The sequence below is a fragment of the Sinomicrobium weinanense genome (assembly GCF_018863395.1).
GTDB lineage: Bacteria > Bacteroidota > Bacteroidia > Flavobacteriales > Flavobacteriaceae > Sinomicrobium > Sinomicrobium weinanense.
In genome coordinates, this window is the sequence record NZ_JAHKRR010000001.1 from 548,699 (window position 1) to 571,647 (window position 22,949).

The 22,949-nt window shown below is 40.6% G+C and carries 17 protein-coding genes; 13 read left to right on the top strand and 4 right to left on the bottom strand.

Features of this window, described 5'->3' with window-relative positions; all coding sequences use genetic code 11:
* Window positions 1–23: 23 nt before the first annotated feature.
* The 3 genes from KN811_RS02395 to KN811_RS02405 all read right to left on the bottom strand — a co-directional run bounded on the left by KN811_RS02395 (window position 24) and on the right by KN811_RS02405 (window position 4,954).
* Entirely contained in the window at window positions 24–1,214 is a 1,191-nt protein-coding gene (locus KN811_RS02395; RefSeq protein WP_187966987.1) for a DUF6161 domain-containing protein, read from the bottom strand.
* A gap of 492 nt (window positions 1,215–1,706) precedes the next feature.
* Window positions 1,707–4,406 (bottom strand): ATP-dependent DNA helicase, encoded by a 2,700-nt coding sequence (locus tag KN811_RS02400; protein WP_187966986.1) that lies wholly within the window; start codon window positions 4,404–4,406, stop codon window positions 1,707–1,709.
* Between the two features lie 284 nt (window positions 4,407–4,690).
* A complete protein-coding gene (locus KN811_RS02405) occupies window positions 4,691–4,954 on the bottom strand; it encodes a helix-turn-helix transcriptional regulator (RefSeq protein WP_187966985.1) in 264 nt (87 codons plus the stop codon).
* Window positions 4,955–6,503: 1,549 nt separating this feature from the next.
* Between KN811_RS02405 and KN811_RS02410 the strand changes: the two genes are divergently transcribed.
* The 8 genes from KN811_RS02410 (at window position 6,504) to KN811_RS02445 (ending at window position 12,100) form a co-directional block, all read left to right on the top strand.
* A complete protein-coding gene (locus KN811_RS02410) occupies window positions 6,504–7,043 on the top strand; it encodes an RNA polymerase sigma factor (protein WP_187966984.1) in 540 nt (179 codons plus the stop codon).
* Between the two features lie 357 nt (window positions 7,044–7,400).
* The gene (locus KN811_RS02415) at window positions 7,401–7,814 is read left to right on the top strand and encodes a helix-turn-helix domain-containing protein (protein WP_187966983.1); all 414 of its coding nucleotides are present in this window, start codon (window positions 7,401–7,403) and stop codon (window positions 7,812–7,814) included.
* Window positions 7,815–8,244: 430 nt separating this feature from the next.
* Complete coding sequence (locus tag KN811_RS21990; RefSeq protein ID WP_187966982.1) at window positions 8,245–9,222, top strand: LytTR family transcriptional regulator DNA-binding domain-containing protein; 978 nt, start codon at window positions 8,245–8,247, stop codon at window positions 9,220–9,222.
* A gap of 260 nt (window positions 9,223–9,482) precedes the next feature.
* Window positions 9,483–9,887 carry a hypothetical protein gene (locus tag KN811_RS02425; RefSeq protein ID WP_187966981.1) on the top strand — a complete coding sequence of 135 codons (405 nt, stop codon included), beginning with the start codon at window positions 9,483–9,485 and terminating at the stop codon, window positions 9,885–9,887.
* Between the two features lie 31 nt (window positions 9,888–9,918).
* The gene (locus tag KN811_RS02430; protein ID WP_187966980.1) at window positions 9,919–10,320 is read left to right on the top strand and encodes a hypothetical protein; all 402 of its coding nucleotides are present in this window, start codon (window positions 9,919–9,921) and stop codon (window positions 10,318–10,320) included.
* A gap of 107 nt (window positions 10,321–10,427) precedes the next feature.
* Window positions 10,428–10,811: a CHAP domain-containing protein gene (locus KN811_RS02435; RefSeq protein WP_187966979.1), complete on the top strand. Its 384-nt coding sequence runs from the start codon at window positions 10,428–10,430 to the stop codon at window positions 10,809–10,811.
* Between the two features lie 133 nt (window positions 10,812–10,944).
* Window positions 10,945–11,586 (top strand): hypothetical protein, encoded by a 642-nt coding sequence (locus KN811_RS02440; RefSeq protein ID WP_187966978.1) that lies wholly within the window; start codon window positions 10,945–10,947, stop codon window positions 11,584–11,586.
* A 7-nt stretch (window positions 11,587–11,593) separates the two neighbouring features.
* Window positions 11,594–12,100: a hypothetical protein gene (locus tag KN811_RS02445; RefSeq protein ID WP_187966977.1), complete on the top strand. Its 507-nt coding sequence runs from the start codon at window positions 11,594–11,596 to the stop codon at window positions 12,098–12,100.
* Window positions 12,101–12,345: 245 nt separating this feature from the next.
* Here the strand turns inward: KN811_RS02445 and KN811_RS02450 are convergent, their stop codons facing one another.
* Window positions 12,346–12,744, bottom strand: a complete 399-nt coding sequence (locus tag KN811_RS02450; protein WP_216334654.1) for a hypothetical protein — start codon at window positions 12,742–12,744, stop codon at window positions 12,346–12,348.
* A 405-nt stretch (window positions 12,745–13,149) separates the two neighbouring features.
* Between KN811_RS02450 and KN811_RS02455 the strand changes: the two genes are divergently transcribed.
* The 5 genes from KN811_RS02455 to KN811_RS02475 all read left to right on the top strand — a co-directional run bounded on the left by KN811_RS02455 (window position 13,150) and on the right by KN811_RS02475 (window position 22,940).
* Window positions 13,150–13,605, top strand: coding sequence for a protein-disulfide reductase DsbD domain-containing protein (locus KN811_RS02455; RefSeq protein WP_187966851.1), 456 nt, complete (start codon window positions 13,150–13,152; stop codon window positions 13,603–13,605).
* 36 nt (window positions 13,606–13,641) lie between these two features.
* On the top strand, window positions 13,642–14,802 hold the full coding sequence (locus tag KN811_RS02460; RefSeq protein WP_187966850.1) for a FecR domain-containing protein: 1,161 nt from the start codon (window positions 13,642–13,644) through the stop codon (window positions 14,800–14,802).
* A gap of 291 nt (window positions 14,803–15,093) precedes the next feature.
* Complete coding sequence (locus KN811_RS02465) at window positions 15,094–18,489, top strand: SusC/RagA family TonB-linked outer membrane protein (RefSeq protein ID WP_187966849.1); 3,396 nt, start codon at window positions 15,094–15,096, stop codon at window positions 18,487–18,489.
* Window positions 18,490–18,500: 11 nt separating this feature from the next.
* Window positions 18,501–19,922: a RagB/SusD family nutrient uptake outer membrane protein gene (locus tag KN811_RS02470; RefSeq protein WP_187966848.1), complete on the top strand. Its 1,422-nt coding sequence runs from the start codon at window positions 18,501–18,503 to the stop codon at window positions 19,920–19,922.
* Between the two features lie 171 nt (window positions 19,923–20,093).
* Entirely contained in the window at window positions 20,094–22,940 is a 2,847-nt protein-coding gene (locus tag KN811_RS02475) for a M16 family metallopeptidase (RefSeq protein ID WP_187966847.1), read from the top strand.
* The last annotated feature ends 9 nt before the right edge of the window (window positions 22,941–22,949 follow it).

The window sequence follows — 22,949 nt, forward strand, 5'->3', positions numbered from 1 at the left end:
TCAAACGAGTGCCGGGTAGGATACTATTCGCCAATATTTTTAGTGACTATATTCATTATTGGATTAGGAGAAGAATCTTCTTTTATAATACCATTAGATGAAACCCTGAAAATTGATGGTAAAATTAAATCCTTATCCTCTTTACTGAGAACCTGCTCTTCCCGCTCAAAGGCTAAATAGGTCATAATCATTGTCTCTCTTTCTTTGGCATCCGACAACAGGTGAAGATTACTTAAAAAGATTTTTACCAAAAGGCGGATAATCCAAACGATTAAAGTCAAAGCACCAAGAAATACTGCGTAAACCCATATTTGCAGCGCCCCGGATTGGGTTAATAACTTTTTTCCAACGCCATCTGGAGCGTCTAAATTCAATCCAATAATGTATTTACCAAAACATATTATAGAAATGAAGGTAGTTATCATTACTAGACCGGATGTAATACCAAATACTATGCTATAAATTCTATGATTCTTGGCTTTTTGAGTCCAATAGGTTACAGCTTCTTTTACGGCAAGTTCACTTTTATAAAACTTTTCGGCTTCTTCCATTTTAATTTTATGACGATCGAATTCTTCATCAAATTTTTTGGCGATAGCCGTTTTTAAGTTATTAAGCTCTTTATTTATTGAATTGTTTTCATCTTTAGCATTTTTCAATTCTTCAAGCAGTTTATCTTTTTGAGCTATTATTTCCGAATAAAAATCTTCGTATTTCCTTTTCTCTTCCTCAAAATCCGGTTCGATATTATTGTCAAAAAGATATGCGGCAAACTGACCGTTTCTTTGAGTATCTTGATTGATTTGAGCTCCACTCCTGGGCTGTGTTTTTTGTTGAAAATACAATAAGGCTCCAGGAACAATTTTAGGATTGGTTTTGTTTAGTCGCTCTAAAAATTTTCCTTCTTTAGAACGTGAGGCAATAAATCCTTGACGTTTGTATGTTGATGAGATAAATTCTTTAAGTTCTTTGCTAAAATCGTCCCATGAAATCTCAACATTCCTGTTCTGATTGAATCTGATTGAGAGTGGATTTGTAATAACTTGATTGAAAATACTACCTATATTATTTTCTCCTATAGAAGTATAAAACTCAACTTCTAATTTACACCATTCTTTTATTTTCTCATAATTTTTAAATGAATACGAGGCCCCAACATTAATTGAAATGTTTTTTGGAAAATCTTCTTTTAAATATTGAGACATATTTGGCATAACGAGCAGGTTTTATTTTTTTCTTTCAAAGCAAACATTTTAGTATTTATACATACAAAGATATTTTTTCCAGATGCTTCAATCTCTTTCTTAGTTAAGTTAGTTTTGTTGATAAAATAGTTTCTGATCTTTTGTTCTTGTTTTCTTGTCTTCTTGTCTTCTTGTCTTCTTGTCTTCGTTTTTTATAATCTGTTAGGTCAAGGACATTCGTAGAGCCTTCAACGTACACTTTGTAGAGTGGGCATTCGCAGAGCCTGGAACACTTTGTTGAGCGGGGTAATTGCGCAAAGTCCCATTTTAGGTACAACTATCACGGAGCAACGGGTTAAAAAGCGTGGGGATCAACCACTACTTGATATGTTCAAATATCTTAATCCATCTGTTTGAAAACCACCGCATACGAGGTCCATACGTACGGTGGTGCGAGAGGCGCACTCCGTTCCTAATCAGGAGCGGAACCGTCTACTCGATAACAACTATCCTTTATATTTTTCATAGATTATATTTTGCTTTTAGTAGTGAATAATCCTTTCTATTAAACTTAGTTTTAAAACTTCCTAGAATATTCTTTTCAGATTCTGGTGTCCAATAAATTCTTAGTTTTTCCTTTGCTCTTGTAATTGCTGTATAAAAGATATTATGAGAAATCATTTCTTCTACTTCATCTGTAATAACAATTTTTACAGAATTATATTCCAATCCTTGGGCTTTGTGAATTGAAACAGCATACGCAACTTGAAATGGTATAATATTACTGGAATCGTCATCGTCATCATCAGTACTTTTATATTTGTCGACGGTAAAGCGAATCACAGAATTTCCACTTTCTGCATTGTCCAAGAGTTCAAAATCGTAACATTCAGTATCGAATTCATTAAGTACTAAATAGACTTCAATGTCAAACTGGATTTGATTTTCTAGCAATTCAATTCGAGAAATTTTACCTTTTAAGTTATTGTAAATTAAGGGTGAGAACCTACCTGATTCATTGAAAATAATTGGGTCGTTTATTTTATAAGTATGAGTTCCCCAAACGAATGCTTCATTATTATTACTGCTTTGTAAAAATGAATTTATATTATTAATGCCGTAAAGTCCATCGTAATTTAAACAAAGTATGATTTCATCCTCTTCCGTATTTTCAAAAATTGAATTATCAAGAGTTGTAGAGTATTGATTTTTAGTTAAAGTTTCTAAAATATTATCTTCAATATTCCTTACTCTTTCCCAAAGCCTCAATAAGTTATGATTATTACTTCTATAAGGTTTTTCCAATTCAAACACGGAAGACTCTGGAATAAAATATTTTATTAGACTGAACCAATTACCAAATAATATTGATTCAATCTGAAACACATCACCAACTAGAATAAGTAACCTGAATTTAGCTTTAGTAAGTATTTTAAGCATATCTGAATTGCTTACGGTACTGCACTCATCAATGATTAAAATATCGTATTCCGTTTCGTAACTCCAAGAAAATTTGGTTATAGTCTTAAATGTACAATTAGTAACTTTGATATTACGCTTTAAATTATCAACTGCAGGATTTGTATTCGCTAAGTATAGCTTACTCTCTTTGTCAAAAAAGTTTGAAATATGATTAATCATAGTTGATTTACCTGTCCCAGCAGCTCCATAAATCAAAGCTACTTTTGAGTGTTCAAACAGGTTTTTTAGAGCTGACTTTTTCTCTTCACAATCAATACTATATGTAGACGATTGAAGCCATGATTTTATAGAGTTTTTATAATTTTTAATTCCGTCTGATGAAATGTCTTTTAACTTTTCTATGATACTAAAAGTGTCTGCTTCATAACCTTTGATAAACGCATACGTTTTATAAATCTCTATTTGTCTATTTTTGTGTTTCCGATATAGATTTTCATTCCATTGTTCAATGAGTTTTTCAACATTTTCAAAGTTCTCGATTTCTTTAATAGAAGTATATAATTGTCCTTTTTGTTCAGTGTTATTTTTTATATGTCTTGCTAATATTTCATGTTTTCTATCTTCAGTGTTGATGGATAAAAAAAGGTCACTAAGTTTGGGGTTGTGATTAATTAGTGCAGAATTAAAAGGCATTTGGTCAAAAGGGATACAACCAAATTCTAGATTTAAGTTTGATAATAATTCACACATAGAATTTTTATATTGTTTTTTGATTATTTTATTGTTAAGCCTAAGAAGTAAATATCTAAGTACATTATAGCCATCGCTTCTAGTTTTACTCATTTCTCTGCATTTATCCAATAGTTTGAAGATGTGAGAAACTCTAGCTTTTTCAGTTACTATTCTTTTTACATACTTATAATACCAATCGTTTAAGTTTATAATTTCAATTAAATTCAATCCAGAAGATGTTAAGTATTTCATTAGTTCATAAGATTCCTTCCCACTACTAATTTTAGAATTTGTACCAAATATTTTCGCAAAGTTGTCTATCTCACAAGGGCGTATCGAAACTTCCCAATTATCAATGATTTGAATTGGCATTTTTTTATCCAAAATCTCTATATAGTCCATGCTTATAAATAGTTTTACAGCATAATTGCTAAGGATATCAAGTTTGGTAAATGCAATAATTCTATCAAACTTGCTAGTATAGTCGTTTGCTCTTCTGAAGGTTACCTCATAGTATATTTCATTTTTTACAAAAAATGGTTTTATCTTTTGAATATAATATCTGTCTTTGTAATTACTTTTTATTCGATTTTCCTTAGGTTGTTTAATTAACACGGAAATTTTCTCATAATACTCTTTCAGGTTAGAATCTGTGTGAATTGGAAAATCTTCAAGATTATATAGAACTTCTAAATTATATGTGTTTTTAAGGAAAGACTTTATTTTTATGAGGTACTCATAGTACTTGAGTAATAATCTCTCAGAATTTTCTTCGTTTAAAGTGTAATGAGAAGCTGTTATTTGTAAAAGTTTATGAAGTCTTGATAGAAACTTTAAATCACCTCTTGCTTTTATATACTCAATGGCTTCTTTGATATTTTCGTAATCATTATTTAATTCTATTCGCTGTGCTTCTTCAAGAACTTTTAAGGAAATATGTTCAACAAAATTCCTAAGTTGAGATAAAATATTTTGCGATAACAACCCTCTTTCCTCAACATCAAATTTCTCTATGTTTTTACAAATTGCTTTATCAATATCAAGTATATGAGAAATTATTTCACTCATTCTGATTTAGAGTTTTTTGTGGCTTGTTGCTAACCCCTTATATAATTACTTTTGTCCCTGATATCTAGCTTTATTCCCAGGTATCAACACTTTCATGTATATAACACTATTAATGCTATAAATATAAAAGAAAATATTCTCTAATATATATGGGGCTTTTTCCCTTTTTTCAAAAGAAGTAAATTTTAAGCAAAGAAAATTACGGAAAACCATAATCCGATAAAGCAATAGAGCCAATCTTTCGACTGGCTCTATTGTATAAATAGTAACAACTATAAACCTCTTTACCAATTGTCCTTTTTCAGTTGCCTTTTAAATTCTGAGTAAGTAGGAGCTTCACTTTCCGACCAATCACTCTTATGCAAAAGGTTTCTAATATCCTCTCTCAAAAGTTCTGCAATTTTGTTTAGCTCATGAACAGAGGGTTGTCTTTTGTTATTTCGCCATTTAGATACTGTACCTTCTGATCTTTTTACGTACTTGGCAACAACCCTGTTGGTAATTTTTCTTTTTTTAAATACTTCGTCTAATCTATTAGTGTTACTCATTGAATTAGATTTTATTTGAAAAAAGTTTGTCGTTTTATGACAAACTTTGTATGTTTGCATTGTTAATAATAGGCGACAATAAAGTGAGGCATTAAACAATGCGTCACTAACGATGTCACTCATACAAGAAAACCGTCAATTTTCCCTATGAGTCGACCATGAGCTCGCTATCTATTGGAATTTGTATCTTCGCGATATAAACCAATAGGGCGGGTCTCATGTCAGTCTTTGGGGAACCACGGCTTCGGTCGTGGCGGTTCTTGACGGTACCACTTGCAAAGCATTGAGGCTCGCTTTATTGGTTTTTCCCATAAAAGCGCTTCCCTGGCTTTCTGAGTATGCATCGTTTACATAACCAAAGCGATTATGAAAACGAAGTTTATCAAACCACCATTACCCGCTGCTCGCAGTTTACGTGCAGCGGTCATCGCCAATTGTGATACTGAAGGGGAACAATCGCTACAATCCATTTCAAAAACATCAAACGTGCCCCCGAATGAGGGGTCTAAAACCGGTAGCACAAGCAAGGGCGCTAAGCCATGCTTGCCAATAGTATACAATGCTATTGGCCGCTGTTCGGTAGTGCCGGCCCCATGCCTACATAAAAGGATATGTTTACCCAGGTCAAGGACGGCTCCTTGTACCGGTTATTCGCAATGACCATAAAAGTAGCTTCTTTTCTTTTGACCTGCAAACAGAACATTTGCTTTCTTAGAGCATGGCGGTCGGTTTTTTAAAACGGAGCTTGCGGAAACTTTGTATATGGGGCATAGAAAAAGAGATTGAACGGAAAGCCCGATAAGATAAGGCAACCTTATTCAGAAAATAAGATAGATTTTTTTGTGAAAATTTTAACTTTGATCGATTTAAAGAAGTATTTTGCCGAAAAAATTATATTTTTCCTTTTTGTTTATTGCTGTTAGATCAATAATGTATATATTAAGTGATATAATTACGGCTTTTTTTAATATCTATTTGACCCAAACAATACCTAAAACGTGAAATCTTTGAATGCTCATTATTAATAAGATGAGTCAAACCCAAAACCTCTTTTGAGGCACCCTGATCAAAGTTTTTACAATATCGGGAAAATTTCTCACCCCTCCCGGAAAAACTGACCATGTCCCTATTATTTATAGGCTGCTTTGTAGCGGCTAACCGTTTTTTATGGAGTAGCATACAGGATATCTGCCTTCTGATGGCTGTTTTCGGTATCGGTATGAAACTGCTATCCGGGTTAACAGTATTTTAAAAACTACCCTTCACAAACCCGGTCGGTTCATGAACTCGTTTGTTTAACCTATGATGTTGTCTGTAAAAAGACGATGTTGTTTTAAAAAAGACCTCTTGTGTTGTTAAGCCCCTTATCGTGCCTGTTCCGAAGTTCGGAAGAGGAAGCGGATAGCGCAGTAGGTTTGACCTATTTTACCTATGTATACGTATTACCCTGAAAAAAGTACCCCGGTTTTATTCCTTACCTGTATAAGCCGTCCTGGCTATGTGTTTTTGATGTCTAATGTTGTTATTGCATAGCTATATGGGCACAGATTTGTCAAAGAAAATACAGGAACGGGAATTTAATGAATTCTACAACCGGTTTTATACTGAGCTGGTACGATATGCTTATAATATCTGTTTTAACAAGGCGGTTAGCGAGGATATTGTACAGGAGGTTTTTATTCGTATATGGAAAAATGCGGATAAAGATAAAATAGAGATAGGGCCTTCACTAAAGCCTTATTTATATACTGCAGTAAAAAATGGCTGTATCGACTTTTTCAGATCTCATGGCATTGTAGACGAACTGGGGTTTCTGGATTTTTACGCCGAAATTACCCCGCATTATAACCCCGCAGCCATTGCGGATGACGAGGAAGAAAAAAAGGGAATGTTCGCCGCTATACTGAAAATTGCAGATGGCTTTCCCCCGCAAATGCAAAAGGTTTTCCGGCTTTGGCTGTGTGACAACTTCAAACAAACAGAGATTGCCAAAAAACTGAATATTCATCCAAGTACAGTTAATTCCCATTTAAAAATGGCCCAGGAAAAGATCTGCCAGGCCTTTGCTCAAAGGTCCCGTAAGAAATAGGTAGAAAAAACAATCTCCTTAATTATTTAATTCCCATTAATTGATATTTTTATCGAAATTTTTCTTGAAAAAATAGACCTTTTTATCATATTTCTTAATAAATGATCGTATTAAGGTTAAGAAATCGTTATTGTTTTTTCAAATAAACCAAACTGAAACGAGTATTATCGTAGGGGATTTGAAGAGGTGTTGAGAAAATAGCGTTTGATGTAGAAAAACCTTTGCCGCTGGAAACAGCGGTTTTTTTAGAACCGGTAATTGGTGAGTACCCAAGTTTATTACCATTGGTAAATTATCTACAATACCCATTAACAAATTTAACTTTATATTTGTATGAGAAAATCAAAACGAGTAACCATGAGTAATCCAACGAAAAAACGAATGGGAGTCACGATGGCTGAGATTCGGGAATCCATCGGATTGAACCAAGAAGAGCTGGGCCATCGCATGGGCAAAAGTCAGCAAACGGTGTCTCGATTGGAACAACAAGAAGCCTTTACTGAAGCAGAGTTTGAGGAAGTGCTTGAGGCACTTGAAGTGAAACGCCCCTTTTTTGAGCGTTGGAAGGGAAATTCCGGGAGTATGACTGTGCACCATATACAGGATCACGGTAAAGCCTTTGGAAATAATCATTTTCAAAATTGTTTCAATGTGCCTGAAAGGATTCTTGAGCTTGAAGGTAAGAACGAAAAACTATACGAACGTTTGCTGGAAGCTGAAAAAGAAAAAGTGGTTTTTCTACAACGTTTACTCGACAATAAATCCAAATAATCACCTGATTTTTTAACCGGCTGCGCTTTGGCCCGGCTGTGATATTTCCCAAAACCTTAATAAGTGATCATCATTGCGAATCCCCGCCTAAGCGGGGGTATGGCAATCTCATGGAGGCTGGTGGCACACCCTTGATGGTTGGCGCATACTTGTAAAGAGATCGCCGATCCTTCGATAAACTCAGGGCAGGCTGCTTCAGTCTACCCTGAGCACTTCGGCAAGCTCAGTATATCACCCGGCCGAAGGGCTGAGGATGACGTTTTCCTGGTGGCAGTTGCATACCCTGACTGGCGTTCGTTTGCGTAAAACGGAAACGGGTAATGACATATAACTTTATTAAACCCCGGAACTACACCCTTTGGCTTGGGCTCAGGGACCAATTCAGAACTCCTCAACACCAACCAACAACTAAAAAACTCTTATTAACCCTGTGATTAGGTTTAAAGACAAGACCAAAGAATTTTTTCAATCCGTATATTACCAACTCACCAGGAAACCCTACCGTTTTTACCTGCCCTTCCCGGTACGGTATCATGAAAAATATCTGGGGCCGCCACTGGCCTTTTTTGTAGGTATCTTTATGGTGCTGTATGGCTCAGGCTATGGTTTCTGGACGGCTGCGGGGATGCAGGAGTTTTGGGAAGCTGCCATCCCGAGCATACTCGCGGCCTGGGGGATGATAAGCTACATCATAGGACGTACCTGTATGCTGGACAGGAAACATCCCTGGTATGCCACCTGGTTTCCCCGGCCATTAAAACGGGTAGGGAGGCAGTTGTGGCACGGTATTGCCGTGCCGGGCTTTGCCGTGTTGATCTTCTTTGCCTTCTATTTTGTGGTCCGCCACCGGCCGGAGTTGTTCTGGCGCTACCTTGCGGAAGATTTTCCTTTTGTGTTGCTGATGCTTTTTGGGTTTAATATATTGCTTTGGGTGTATCACCGCCTGCAGGCCATTGAGATCGTAAGGCACTGGAACCTTACCCGACGCCGGAAGGTGGAGAAAACTGTGGCCTCCAAACTGCGGCCCGGTATAGTGGTCATACCTTATGGCGAACAGATCAAAGACAGTATTGCCCTGTTTGAGCCGGGCGTGCAGAAAAACAAAACCGGCGCCGTGGGCTTTGATGGCAAAACAGGCGTGGATTTCCGTACACTGACCGAAATTATGGAGGAAGTACGTGGCTATCACTATTTTATGGTACACCGTTCACTGATCGTAAACCGTAGTATTATCTGCGGGCTGCGCAAAACCGACAAAGGAGTGTTCGTTGTGTTAAATACCCCGCGGAAAGGGGAGGAGGTACGAGTAAGCAACGGGCGGACGGCCGGTTTTTTGGAGTGGTATGAGTCCCCCTCTACCTGTGGCATCTCCCCCAAAGGGGGAGAAAATTATCAGACCCACAAATAACATAAAAAGGAAGAATTCCTCCCCCTTGGGGGGAGGTCCCGAAGGGGGAGGGGGATTCGTTCCTTATAGCATTTCTCAAAACCCTGACCAACAGGCGTTCATTGGTAGCCATTGAACAAATATCCACTCATCCCGGCTCCATCGCATTCATCATTAATAAAAACAGTAATCTCTTGAATATCAAGTTGTAGTGCGCATACTTTTGTGCCGTTTCCGGGCAGGGTGCCTGGTTGTATGGTTTCATTTAAATAATCAATATTATGACAAAAGAGTATGTAAAGTATGCGTTTACCACCGCAGGTGTAAGCCAATGGCAGGCTTGTCTTTCCGGGGCTTCCTTGCAATCCCGGAATGCAGAAGCGACCCTGATAGAGCAGGGGTTGTATACTTACCTGCCACACCGGTTTAAACTGAATGCCGAACAAGCGGCTTACCTGGATAGTCTCGATTCGGGTATGTGCCGTCTGTGGGCTGCACAACTGGCCTATGCCGTGCGCCACGGTATTCCTGTATCGCTGGTGAAACCGGCATGCAAAGGAGACATGAATGCCATGAATACCAAGTTTATCGTGGCAGAGGGTAATTCTGGCAATGAGCCCGGCCAACCCGGGTTGGCCGCCGGTGGGGAAAGCGGCTATTTCCTACGCTTTACTATTAACTATTAGTTTACAACCTTACAACAAAAAAAGAAAACAAATGAATATAGAACGGAATGCACAGTGGTGTAACGACACCACGGGCTTACACCGGCTGCACGGCAGGTTTGGCCTACGCCTTCGCGGGTGGCTGGCGAAGCTGCCGGTGATCTTGTTGACGGATGTGCCGGTATTGTTGCTGGCACTGACACTTTTCCTGTGGAGCGGCCCGTTGTTACGATTGTGGGATGCCACGGCCGGGGTATTGGATGTGGGCATCCTCAGTATGTTGCCACTAGCACTGCTGGTGGTAGCCCTGGCCAGGCTGGCTGCCACAATAGCACATCAATCGATGGTTGAATCATTAAATCAATTAACGGTATGGCAACGCACCTTATGCCATGGCTGTCTCTGCTTGTCCTATTTCTGGGCAGTAGTCCTGGTGGTTGTGGCTTTGCTGTAAACAGTGGCGGACAAACGGCGGTTGGTGACCTGACCGCCGTATACCGCTCGGAGATCGGCGTACGTGAAGCCACCGGTCACAACGATGGCCCGCGTATAGCGGAGTACTTGCGGTATTGCGGGCTTCCGGAAAGACACGAATGGTGTGCGGCCTTTGTAAGCTGGTGCCATGGCAAGGCGGGCTATTCCGAACCGAGGAATGCCTGGGCGGCGGCGTTGTTTCCTTCGGGGCGCACCGTCTGGCGCATGAGGAACTGGAGGTCTGCGAGCGGTGGTCGGAGTTCGGTAAACGGTGATCGGAAAACTCCACGGCGGGGTGATGTTTTTGGGATTTATTTGACCCACAAAAAGCGCATTGCCCATTGCGGCTTCGTGGATGGTTGGGATGGTAAATATTGCCTTACGGTAGAGGGGAACGTAGACGATGCCGTGGTGCGGAAGCGAAGACCAGTACGGACCATTGCTGTTGTTGCCCGGTGGACGGTTGATTAGACCTACTATAGAACTTTTGTGAAGCTCTGTGAAACCTCTGTGTGTCTCTGTGAAATAAGCTATAACACAAAGTTGCACAGAGGACCGCAGAGAGCCACAGAACAAAATGTTTAACATCAAAAAACTTAAAAAAATGCGAACACCAAAATTAATTACAAACTACGGGTATATGAGCGATACGGATCTCGCTGCCATGGCCACACGTACGGCCGATGCTCTGCGTACAAATACAAACTTCCCGGAACTGGACCCGGCATTTGAAGCCTACGAACCCGTGGCACTGGATTACGTGGCCAAACAGGCCATCACGGCAAGCGGGCGCGCCAGTGGTGTGCAGAAAGAAGAGAAGGACGAAGCCCGTGAGCGATTGCTGGTGATGATGCGCAAAGTAGCGGGCTACATCAACAACTTTACGGAAGTGAGCTCTATTCAACTAAGCTCGGGCTTCCTGCCCGTAAGCTCGCCGAAGACCTCCCGGGTACCGCGTGCCTCGGCATGGGTACGCCTGGCCGACTCGAACCGGCCGGGGGAACTGTTGCTAAAGTTTGAAGCCATCCGTGAGGCCTACCTGTACGAAATGCAGATCGCCTCCACGCTGGATGAAACCGGGGAACCAGTCTGGGAAGACCTGGACCCGGCGCCACGGGCAACGGGCAATTTTTACGCGCCGGTAACCGATGGGGTCACCTACTACTTCCGCGTACGCTCACGCAACAAGAAGGGCGTAAGTAAGTGGAGCCCGGTAGATTCTTTACGGGCACGGGTAAATAACTGATGCGGTAATGAGATTGTTATCTATCCTTTGGGCAGCCCTGTTCCTCCTGGTCCCGATAATTATCGGGGTCGGGGGCTGTTCTGCCTCAAAAGAACGGCATACGGAAAGCCGCAAGACGTCCTCGACCAGGGCGGCACTAAGCCGCCGGGATAGCCTCCTGCGGAGGGATACGCTGGTGGAGTGGTATGGAAAGCAGCTCCGCTCCGGCCACGAGCTGCTGAGCATCGCACCGGTGGGCGATTTTACCTACCACCCCGATTCGGGTTTTTCCGGGCAGGCCTCTAAACTGGTCGTATACCGGGAACAAACAGGAGAAACGGCTACCCGGAAAGGCTGGGAGGGCAGTGAAGCAGGCCGGACCACCCGGCAACAAGCGGATATCCGTAAAGCGGAAAGTGGCAGTACGGTAGAAAGCCGCGAATCGCAGACGGACTTCCGCTTCCCCTGGTGGTGGGGCATTGGTGCACTGGTGTTGGGGGTTATAGTATTGCGGTACTTCCGGAAGGTGCTGTAAGGGGGGGGGACTTTTCTTCATTTTTTTGGTGTAGGTAACACCCCTTACACACCCCCAAACCCCTCTCAAGAGGGGAGCTGGAATGCTCTTTAAAGGAAACGAAGCTCCCTCCTTGAGGCGATGTGCTGAGCCCTTCGGCTTCGCTCAGGACAGGCTAAAACCGAAGTAGGGGCAGGGAGAGGTCCCAGGATAACCCTATGAACCTCTAAAATGTTTTATACCAGAACGGTATCGTATCAAATCATTCAGAAACCCTGGCGCATAGCCAGGGTTTTGTTTTTGGCTAGAAGGATATTGTTATGGCTGGAAACCTTTCCGCTGCCAGTGATGGTGTGTTCATTTTGGTTGGCAACAGTATCGTTTTGACTCGAAACGTGTTCGTTTCTAATGGTCGCACATCCGTTTTGGCCGGTCACAGTATGGATTTCATTAGCCACGGTATCGTTTTGACTGGAAACATATTCGTTTCTAATGGTCATACATCCGTTTTGGCTGGTCACAGTATGGGTTTCGTTAACCACGATATTGTTTTGACTGGAAACATGTTCGTTTCTGATAGCCTCACATCTGTTTGGGTTGGCCACGGTATCGTAATCGTTAGTCACGATATTGTTTCGACTGGAAGCAGTACTGTGGTTGGTCAAAACTTAATGAGTTTAATTGTTTGATTTTCATTGTTTTGCGAATTTGTCAAAAAAATTTTCAAAAAAAAGTGTCTTATTTATCATATATCATTAAGAAATGATCGTATTAAGGTTAAAAGATTATTATTATTTAATTAAAATATTATTAAATAATTAATTCTTTGAAAAATTGCGAAGTATACCATGCTTTCGATGAAAGCAGGTAGTGTTACGAATAGTAGCAAAAAATGGACTTTGTTCTCATAAATAGAGTTATTTGAGTTAGGATTGTTTGGGTGCGGGTTCTCAATAAAGGCCCGTACCCAATTTAAGAATGGTTAATACTACCCCTTCACATATAGCAGAGTGCCCCAAACTCCCGCCAGGTATAAAGCTGGAATAAAATAAATTCAATTGCATAAGGTAATGCAAAGATGTTTGTTGCTCATATGGATATTCACCTTCCACGTCACTATTTTACCCGCACAAGGGCTGGATTCCGTGGAATGGAATTTTACATCCAAAAGGTTGGATGATAAAACCTACGAGGTCCGTATTTCGGCCGAAATGGAATACCCGTGGCATATCTATTCACAATATACCAAAGATGGCGGCCCTTTGCCTACCGATATTGTATTCACGGATAACCCCGCAATTGAATTGGAAGGAGAAATCAAAGAGGAAGGCGGCCTTATTGAAAAATATGAAGAACTGTTTATGGTAGATACCAGCTATTATATAGGTAGGGTAGATTTCATACAGCGGGTAAAGGTAAAGAAAGAAACTCCACAGGTTTTGAAAGGTAGCGTCACCTTTATGGCCTGTACGGATAAGCAAGGCCTTACTCCGCAACAAGTAGAATTCAATATAAAATTAAATTAACCCTTCGAATATGCTCAGGGTGACAGTTTTAAGGTTATGGACAAAAAGAAAAACATAAAAATAAATTACAACCTGCTTATAAAGAAAGCGGAAGGCTTTCTTACGGAAAAGGAAAAAGAGGAGTTTGATCATTGGTATGAAGCATCTCCTTCCGAAAACAGGGAATGTTCTCAGGAAGTGGTGGAAGGTCACCGCCGTAAAATGCAAATGCTGTTTGCAAAAAAAACAGGCTCTCAGAAAGACCAATCCGCATCTCAAAAAATTGTCCGGAAATTATATTGGAGAGTGGGTATGGCCGCTTCAGTGGTGATACTCCTTTCTCTGGGAATCTACTTTTATGATTCCTTTATTCCCGGAGATGCATCCGATGCCACCTTTCACCCCGGTTCAGGGACCTCCATAGAAATAGGAAGCAGTAAGGCGGTACTTACCCTGGAAGATGGCACAGAAGTATCCCTGAAGAAGGGAGAAACATATACTTCGGGCAATGCAAGCAGCGATGGCGAATCCCTGCTTTACGGAAAGGGGCAGAAAGGAACGAAAGCATACAACGAGCTCACGGTACCCCGGGGCGGAGAGTTTTTTGTCCTTCTGGCAGACAGTACCAAAGTGTGGCTCAACTCCGATACAAAAATTAAATACCCCGATGCATTCACTGACGGACAGCCCCGGATCGTTGAGTTACTTTATGGTGAGGCCTTTTTCGAGGTATCCCCCGCCGCAATGCACGGGGGTAGCACCTTTAAAGTAACGACCCGAAACCAGGAAATAGAAGTGCTGGGCACGCAGTTCAACGTGGCTGCCTACCGCGAGGACAGGGCTGTGACCAGCACCCTGGTGGAGGGGAAGGTAGCAGTGCGTAACGGAAATGTTAAAAAAGAACTGAGTCCCGGGGAGCAGGCAGCGGTCACCGCCAAAGACTCGGAGATATTGATAAGCAAGGTAGATGTCTACAATTATACCGTATGGAAAAAAGGCCTGTTTTCTTTTGATAACAAACCTTTAAAGGACATGATGCAGGTGTTGGCCAGGTGGTACGATATGGAAGTAAAGTTCGAAAACAGGGAAGTAGAAGATCTCCGCTTTAGTGGCCTGTTTGGCCGGGACCAGGAAATAGATGAAATATTGTCTCAAATCTCCGATTATGCCAATGATGTGCAATTCGAAATTAAAGGTAAAGAAGTGATTGTAAAATAACCCGACTTCGGCTTTAGTTTATTCTTAGTTTACCTGTACTGAGCACTTCGATAAACTCATTATACCACTTGTCGAAGTATCGAAGGGTTCAGCCACCGGAATAAGCAATTAAAGAAAGAACCTAAAACAAAAACAATATATAAATTAAAACACCAATAGCCTATGAAGAAATAATCAAAGAAACCAAATACTACTCCAAAAATAAAAGGGAAAGTGTAGGAATTCTGACAACGCTAAACTCTCCCTTTAAAAAGATCCTTAGTTAAGTGTTAACCAAGAATATGCAAATTTATGAAAAATTGGCAAACAAATACGCATTTTTCCCGAGTGGAAAAGGCCATACTATTTCTGATGAGGGCATATATAATTGCAATGTTTTGCACGGTAGCTTTTGGTTTTACGTCAGAACACGGGTTTCCCCAAACCACTGTCGTTTTTGATGCCGATACTACAATGACTGTCCCCCAGGTATTTAGTCATATAAGGGCACAAACCGAATACAGGTTTGTATATATGAATGACGATATTCGGGACCTGCCTCCTGTTCATGTCAAAAAAGGAAAAACCAGTATAGTAAAGTTGCTGGATAAGGCCTTGGGAGAATACAACTTTACTTACGAACTCAAAGCTCCAAATCGAATAAATATATCTAAAAAAACTCCTTCTTCAAAAGATAAGCTACTCCAAAAAAGTCCCCAAATCCAGCAACTCCGGGTAAATGGCACGGTGACTGGAGCACCTAATGGTGCTCCCTTGCCCGGAGTGAATATTATTGTAAAGGGAACTAATAGGGGAACTATGTCCGATCCGGATGGTAAATACAATATTACAGTACAGGAAACTGATATTTTGACCTTTTCTTTTATAGGGTTTAAAACAGTGGAGGAATCTGTGGATGGACGAAGTACTATAAATATTCGAATGAAAGAAGCCGTGACTGCTTTGGGTGAAGTAGAGGTCAATGCGGGGTATTATACGGTAAAAGAAAGAAACCGTACCGGTAGTATTGCCAAAGTTACTGCGGAGGAAATACAACATCAGCCGGTGACCAGTCCGTTGATGGCTTTGCAAGGTAGAGTAGCAGGGTTAGAAATCACACCAGTTAGTGGAACACCGGGAATTGCACCAAGGATACGGATAAGAGGGGAAAATAGTTTGCGTATTCTTAGTAAAACTATACCAGGCGTACAGGTAGAAGGAGGTCAACCCCTTTATGTTATTGATGGGATACCGATAAATTCTACTCCAGTAAATGCCGCCGTAGGAGCCGTCGAAAATAGTGTTTTGGGAGGAGATGGACTTGACCCATTAAGTACAATTAATCCGGAAAATATAGCGAGTATTGAAGTCTTAAAGGATGCGGATGCAACCTCCATTTACGGTTCACGAGGAGCCAATGGAGTTATTTTAATCACTACAAAGCAGGGCACAGGTATTCCGGGAACCCGTACGGACTTGGACTTAAGTATGTATAAAGGGCTTGGAAAACTATCCAATCGGATAGAACTACTAAATACTCAACAATATCTAGACATGCGAAAGGAAGGGATAGCCAACGATGGAAGGGAACCTTTTCTTACGGATTATGATTTAACATTTTGGGATCAAACTCGGTATACCGATTGGCAGAAGATGCTTTTGGGAGGTACATCGGATATAACAGATTTACAAGGAAGTATTTCTGGAGGAAATGGATATACGTTTTATCGTCTGGGAGGAAGTTTTCACAAGGAGACTATGATATTTCCAGGAAATTTTGGATATAAGCGCGCTACTGGTAATGTGAGTGTGAACCATATTTCTGATGATCGGAGGTTAAAATCCTCAATATCTATTAATTACGGTGTGGAAAAACATAATATATATAATGGAAACCTGGTTGGTTATGCCTTAACCTTAGAACCCAATGCTCCAGAATTATATGACGAACAAGGAGAACTGAATTGGGAAACTTTTCCGAGTTCTGGACGCCCAACTTGGTTTAATCCTTTGAGTGATTTGGAAAAATCTACAACCACAGACAACAGGAATTTAATTGCTAATGGTAATTTGTCATATCGCGTATTTTCCAATTTCAATGCAAAGATTAATTTGGGATATACGGAGTTAAGCGCAAAGACCATTGTGAAGAGGCCACTATCCTCTATGCGCCCGGACAGGCGTTTTAATCCGGAGACCGGTTCCGGGACAAAACCTTCTGCAGATTTTATAAATAATTATCGGCGTTCTGTATTGATAGAACCCCAGTTAAATTATCAAAAACAATTTGGAAAACATACTCTGGATATATTGTTTGGGGTTACTTATCAAGAAAATAGGGATGAAATGATACGTATCGAAGGGGAAGATTACGTTTCGGATGCTTTTCTGGGTTCACTCCGAGGAGCCGGAGCTATCAGTATTAGGCAAGAGAGTTATGATGAGTACAAGTATAATGCCATATTCGGTCGTATCGGATATACGTATAAGGACCGATATCTGTTGAACTTAACCGGTCGTAGGGATGGATCTTCTCGTTTTGGGCCAGGTAACCGTTTCGGGAATTTTGGCGCCATCGGGGCAGCATGGATTTTTTCGGAAGAGCCTTGGATAAAGAAACCTATTCCCGTGCTGAGCTTCGGAAAACTAAGAGGGAGTTATGGAACTACGGGTAACGATCAGGTCGGGAATTACCAGTACCTAGACTTGTATCGATTTAACAGACAAAATTATCAAAATGCTACTAGTTTGTCTCCCAATGCCTTATTTAACCCCAACTATAACTGGGAAAAAACTGAGAAACTGGAAGCTGCCATCGAGATGGGATTTGCCAAAAATCAAGTTTTCCTAGAGGTGAGTTGGTTTCGAAATCAATCTTCCAACCAGTTAGTACAGAGGGCTTTGCCTGGCACAACTGGTTTTAGTTCAGTCAATGATAATTTTTCCGAAGCCACCGTGGAAAATTCAGGTTGGGAATTTCTACTTCGAGGAAATATTTTTCAATCCAATTCAATGCAATGGACCACTTCATTGAATCTGAGTGTAGCCCGTAATAAACTGGTTTCGTTTTCAGGTATTGAAAATTCACCCTATGCAACAATTTTTAAAGTAGGAAAGCCTCTATCTATTCAGCGCCTGTATACATGGCAAGGAGTAAACCCGGAAACTGGGGAACATGAATTTTTGGATGTTAACAAAGATGGTGTTATTAATGCCGAAGACCAGCAGTTCAGTAATGCTCTAAATAGGGACTATTATGGAGGGATAAATAATACTATACGTTATAAAGGTTTGGAATTGTCTTTTTTGTTCCAGTTTTCGCGGCAAAATGCTCGGTATTTACCTAGTAGGATGCCCGGAATGAGGTCTAATCAACCATCTTATGTACTTGGTCGTTGGCAGCAGGAGGGGGATATGACAGACATGCAGCGGTTTTCCGGAGGAAACCTGGGTATTAGTTATGGCAATTTTACTGAAAGTGATGCCAACATTGAGGATGCATCTTTTATCCGCTTAAAAACTCTTTCTTTGGCCTATCGCTTTCCAGAAAAACTCCTTGGACATATCGGGGTAAAACAGGCCAAGTTATTTATACAGGGACACAATCTGTTGACCATTACTGGGTATAGTGGCCTGGATCCGGAAACAGGCATTGCTGCCGCTCCTCCCTTGCGGATGATTACCAGTGGAATACAACTTAAATTTTAACAGAAAACAGGATGAAAACAAAGGTTTTATACAGGATTCAAAAAATAGGTTGTAAACCTTACCGGGTAATAGTATACCGATTACTGACCGGGGTATTTTGTTGGCTTGCCTTACTTTCGTGTGAAAGATTACTGGAGGTAGATCCGCCGTCAACCCTAACCGCCACCGACCAGGTATTTAGTGATGATGCCACTGCGGAAACGGCGGTAAGGGGGATGTACGCGGATATGGTTTCCAATCATGTTTTTTCTGGCAACCAAAACTCTGTATTGGCTTTAGCAGGTCTCTCTTCAGATGAATTATTTCATCCTCCAGGGACAAACATTGAAGCTGTTCAGTTTCAGGAGAACATATTGCAGGCGGATAATCAACTGATCTTAAGTCTTTGGGATGACATATACCGGTCTGTATATTCCGCTAATGTCCTTACGGAAAGGTTGGAAGCATCCACAGGACTGACGACAGATGCTAGGGAAGAATTTATAGGAGAAGCCTTGTTTGTACGGGCCTTTTGTCACTTTTACTTAGTGAACCTGTTTGGCGAAGTACCGTTGGTTACCACTACGGACTATCAGGCCAATGCTGTTATATCAAGGACAGGTATAACGGAAGTCTATGAACAAGTTGTAGAGGACTTATTGATAGCTATAGAATTTTTAGATCCTGCCTATCCTGATGATGAACGGGTAAGACCCAACCGAGGAGCTGCCATGGCATTATTGGCCAGGGTGTACCTGTATCTGGGAAACTGGACCGAAGCGGAAAAATGGACTACAGAAGTCATTAATGATAGTAATTATAGATTGGTAGAACTCAATAGTATCACTTTATCTAACAATGAAGAAGCCATTTGGCAATTGCATTCTTCAAGCCCAACAGTTAATGCGGCAACCCAAGAGGGAAATTCTTTTAATGTCCCCTCGTCTTTTAATGCTTTGCGGGAAGAAATGGTAGAGGCCTTTGAACCAGGTGATTTGCGAAAAATGGAATGGATTCGCCTGGATGCTTCGTCCTTTTATGCACCTTTTAAATATAAAGTAACGGGCTCCGGTACCGATCGTAGTGAGTATTCTACTATACTACGGCTGGCGGAACAATATTTAATAAGAGCTGAAGCCCGAACACAACAAAATAAATTAATAGAAGCCATTGCGGACCTAGATTCAATTCGTGGACGTGCAGGTTTACCGTTGCTTGCAGAAATCGATCCGGAAATTGGCCAATCTGAATTATTGGATGTCATTATACACGAACGACGGGTAGAACTCTTTTCGGAATGGGGACACCGTTGGCTGGACCTGAAACGTACTGGGCAGGCAGATACTGTACTAAGTCTCTTAAAATCTGAATTTACTTCAGAGGATAAACTTTATCCCATTCCACAACAGGAGCTAAATAACAATCCCAACCTGAGACAAAACGTAGGGTATTAGTTTTGGATACAAAAAATTGCAATATTAGGAACTTTAATTCGTAAATACCGAGACTCTTTGCTTTAACTCAATCTTATCCTTCGGTGTGGCACAGGGAAAGGGGGGGATTTAAAATCACGCCACGATCTCTCGATACTAATTGGCAAAGTAACTCTAGAAACACAACACAGAATGAAACAAACATCTTTTTTCGCAATCATAGTATTTTTGCTAATTACGTCATCTTGTATAGCCCAGGAAAAAAGTATCTCAATTCCTCTGGATCCGAACGTTAGATATGGAAGGTTGGAAAATGGTTTTACCTATTATATCCGAAACATAGAACAATCCAATCGGTCAAGAGAACCGGGAAGTATTGGTATACGATTGGTTGGCCCAGGAGAACGATTTGAGGATAAGGACCAATTGGGTTTGGCACACTTGACTGAGCATATGTTGGCTAAAGATGATTTGTTCTTTGATGAGGCTTTAACAGGCTTTTATGAAGTAATTTATAGCAAAGAAATTCCTAATAATAATTCAGAATTATTTATTAATGTACTCAAAAAATTTCGTGAATATGCACAGAGTGAGCAGATGTTGACTAAACTTTGGGATACTAAAAGGGTAAATGCATTGGGAAGGGAAACTGTATTAAGAGAATGGATAGGAAAGATGGGAAGTCATGATGTCAGATTTCGGATGGAGAAAGAATATAAAGTTTTAAACAATCCTAAAGGACATAGATATAATGATTTGGAGATAATTTACGATAAACATAATAAAAATATCAAAACATTTAAGCTGGAATCGCTTGTCCGGTTTTACAAGGATTGGTATCGGCCAGATAAACAGGCACTTATTGTTGTTGGTAATTTGGGTGTTGACAGGGTTGAGCAGTATGTTGCAGCAATATTTTCCGATATGAAAAGTCTGGATGATCCACGAGAAAAATCACTGAAAAAGTCTAGGGAACAAGTGAAAATCTCTCTTTCAGGTAGAAGTCGAGTAATTACTCTAATTGATACAACCCGGAGCGATATCGAGTTGGAAATCTATTACAAACGAGAAATAAATCAGAGGTTAGCAATCCAGGAACAGTATCGGGCGCAGCTAACCAAGCAACTATACAATACAATGATGCATCCTCGTATGGAACTTCTTAGTCAACAGTATAACACACCCATCCGGGATAGAGTTGTACATGGTATTAAAACATTATCAAATATAGGGCAGATTGATGTTAATCTGACTAGAGTTAATTTTAGAGATACTTCTTCCATCCCAGAAATACTCTGGTTGGTTATGAATGAGCTGGAGCGAATAAGGCGTTACGGATTTACCAAAAGTGAACTGACACAAGCCAAAGAAGTCGTTTTTGAGAAGGCAGTAACAAATCTGAACAGTCCGACCAGATTAATTGGACAGCTTACGAGGCATTTTACAGTTGGCGCTCCCGCCCCAAGTCCAGAATATGAACGGGAATTGATCACCGATATAATAAGAGATATTTCGGTTGAAGAGGTTCATGTATTTGCCAGAAAGTGGTTGGAAATGCCCGATCGGGATGTGGTCATTACCGTACCAGAGGGTATTGATACAGAAACGCTGCCAGGTGAAGTCGAAATTTCCCGTTGGATTACTAATATAAGAAACTCGGATATCAAACCCCATGAGGAACAAGATATTGAAGGGCCGAAGCAACTGCTCAGTGGTACAGAGTTGCATAATCTCTCTGATGACATTCCGTATGAGCAGACGCAGGTTGCTGAAAATGGAACAACCCAGCTCCAGTTGGCCAACGGTGTGCGGCTTATCCTAAAACCTGTCAAAAATGGAAAGAAAGATGTTTTTTTTAAAGGGATTACTCATGTAGGCGCCATAGTCTATAAAGGCCAGGATTATAACACCGCTATGAGGGCTGCAGATATTATCCGAAACAGCGGTGCAGGCGGCTGGGATAAATTTGAGTTGGCGAGTTATAGTAATAAAAATAGCATAAGTGTACGGCCATTAATTACTAGCGACCTAAGCAGTGTAGAAGGAGAAGCCCCTCTAAAACAACTGGAAGGTATGCTACAACTGGTTTATCTGTATATGGCAAAACCTAATAAGAACCAAGAAGCGTTCACAGATTGGGTGGCAGAGGAGAAACAGAAGTTGCAACGAAGGAATAACAACCAGGGCATACTTTTTCATAACCTCGTGGATACGGAAATACTTGGGAAAAAGGATGTAGTGAGTCTGGAAGATATAGAACAAATCCGACTAGAACATGCCTATGAAATCTATAAAAAGATATTTTCTAATACAACTCAGTACACATTTGCAATAGCTGGTGACTTTGAACCGGAGACGATTAAACCTCTTTTAATTAAATATCTGGGGAATTTACCGATTGATTCCAGCAAGTTCTCCGCAAAAGTAATCAGTGAACAAAAAAACCGAGTTTCACCCTCAAAAGGAATAGCCAAAACTTTTTTTGGAGAAAAGAAAGATTACTACGCCATTTCTGTAAATTATGTGGGAGACTATACTTATGATGTTGAAACCAATTTAAAGCTGGAGTTACTTCATAAGATATTATTTAAAACTGGAGAGAGGCGGTCGATGAAATCAGAGTTATATTACCCTGTTCGATTTAGCCTCAACTATACACATGACTATTACAGATTTCATGTATTTCCCTTAATCCAGGTTCCTGCCGATATAGAAACAGTGAAAATGATAGTACGAGAAGAGATAGCCAAACTCCGAGACCAGGTGCCAGACCCAACAGACTTCCGTGCTGCTGTATCTGAGGTAAAAGATAAATTGGGAAAGGATCTGAGGACTTATTCGACAAGTAATAGAATATGGGTAAACAGCCTGTTGGGTACACAGGATAGCAATATACTCGGGAAAATTGAACAACAGCTGTCATTGCTGAAAAAAATTACTCCCGGAGATATCATGAAGATGGCCCGGACATATCTCGGCGAAGAAAATTTGAGCACTATAGTAATGTTACCGGAAAATGAAAAACAGAACCACCCTTAAATTATATAA

Bases quoted from the DNA above. Each gene is read 5' to 3' on its own strand.
- KN811_RS02395 (WP_187966987.1), bottom strand. From the start codon at position 1,214: ATGCCAAATATGTCTCAATATTTAAAAGAAGATTTTCCAAAAAACATT.
- KN811_RS02400 (WP_187966986.1), bottom strand. From the start codon at position 4,406: ATGAGTGAAATAATTTCTCATATACTTGATATTGATAAAGCAATTTGT.
- KN811_RS02405 (WP_187966985.1), bottom strand. From the start codon at position 4,954: ATGAGTAACACTAATAGATTAGACGAAGTATTTAAAAAAAGAAAAATT.
- KN811_RS02415 (WP_187966983.1), top strand. From the start codon at position 7,401: ATGAGTAATCCAACGAAAAAACGAATGGGAGTCACGATGGCTGAGATT.
- KN811_RS02425 (WP_187966981.1), top strand. From the start codon at position 9,483: ATGACAAAAGAGTATGTAAAGTATGCGTTTACCACCGCAGGTGTAAGC.
- KN811_RS02430 (WP_187966980.1), top strand. From the start codon at position 9,919: ATGAATATAGAACGGAATGCACAGTGGTGTAACGACACCACGGGCTTA.
- KN811_RS02440 (WP_187966978.1), top strand. From the start codon at position 10,945: ATGCGAACACCAAAATTAATTACAAACTACGGGTATATGAGCGATACG.
- KN811_RS02445 (WP_187966977.1), top strand. From the start codon at position 11,594: ATGAGATTGTTATCTATCCTTTGGGCAGCCCTGTTCCTCCTGGTCCCG.
- KN811_RS02455 (WP_187966851.1), top strand. From the start codon at position 13,150: ATGCAAAGATGTTTGTTGCTCATATGGATATTCACCTTCCACGTCACT.
- KN811_RS02460 (WP_187966850.1), top strand. From the start codon at position 13,642: ATGGACAAAAAGAAAAACATAAAAATAAATTACAACCTGCTTATAAAG.
- KN811_RS02465 (WP_187966849.1), top strand. From the start codon at position 15,094: ATGAAAAATTGGCAAACAAATACGCATTTTTCCCGAGTGGAAAAGGCC.
- KN811_RS02470 (WP_187966848.1), top strand. From the start codon at position 18,501: ATGAAAACAAAGGTTTTATACAGGATTCAAAAAATAGGTTGTAAACCT.
- KN811_RS02475 (WP_187966847.1), top strand. From the start codon at position 20,094: ATGAAACAAACATCTTTTTTCGCAATCATAGTATTTTTGCTAATTACG.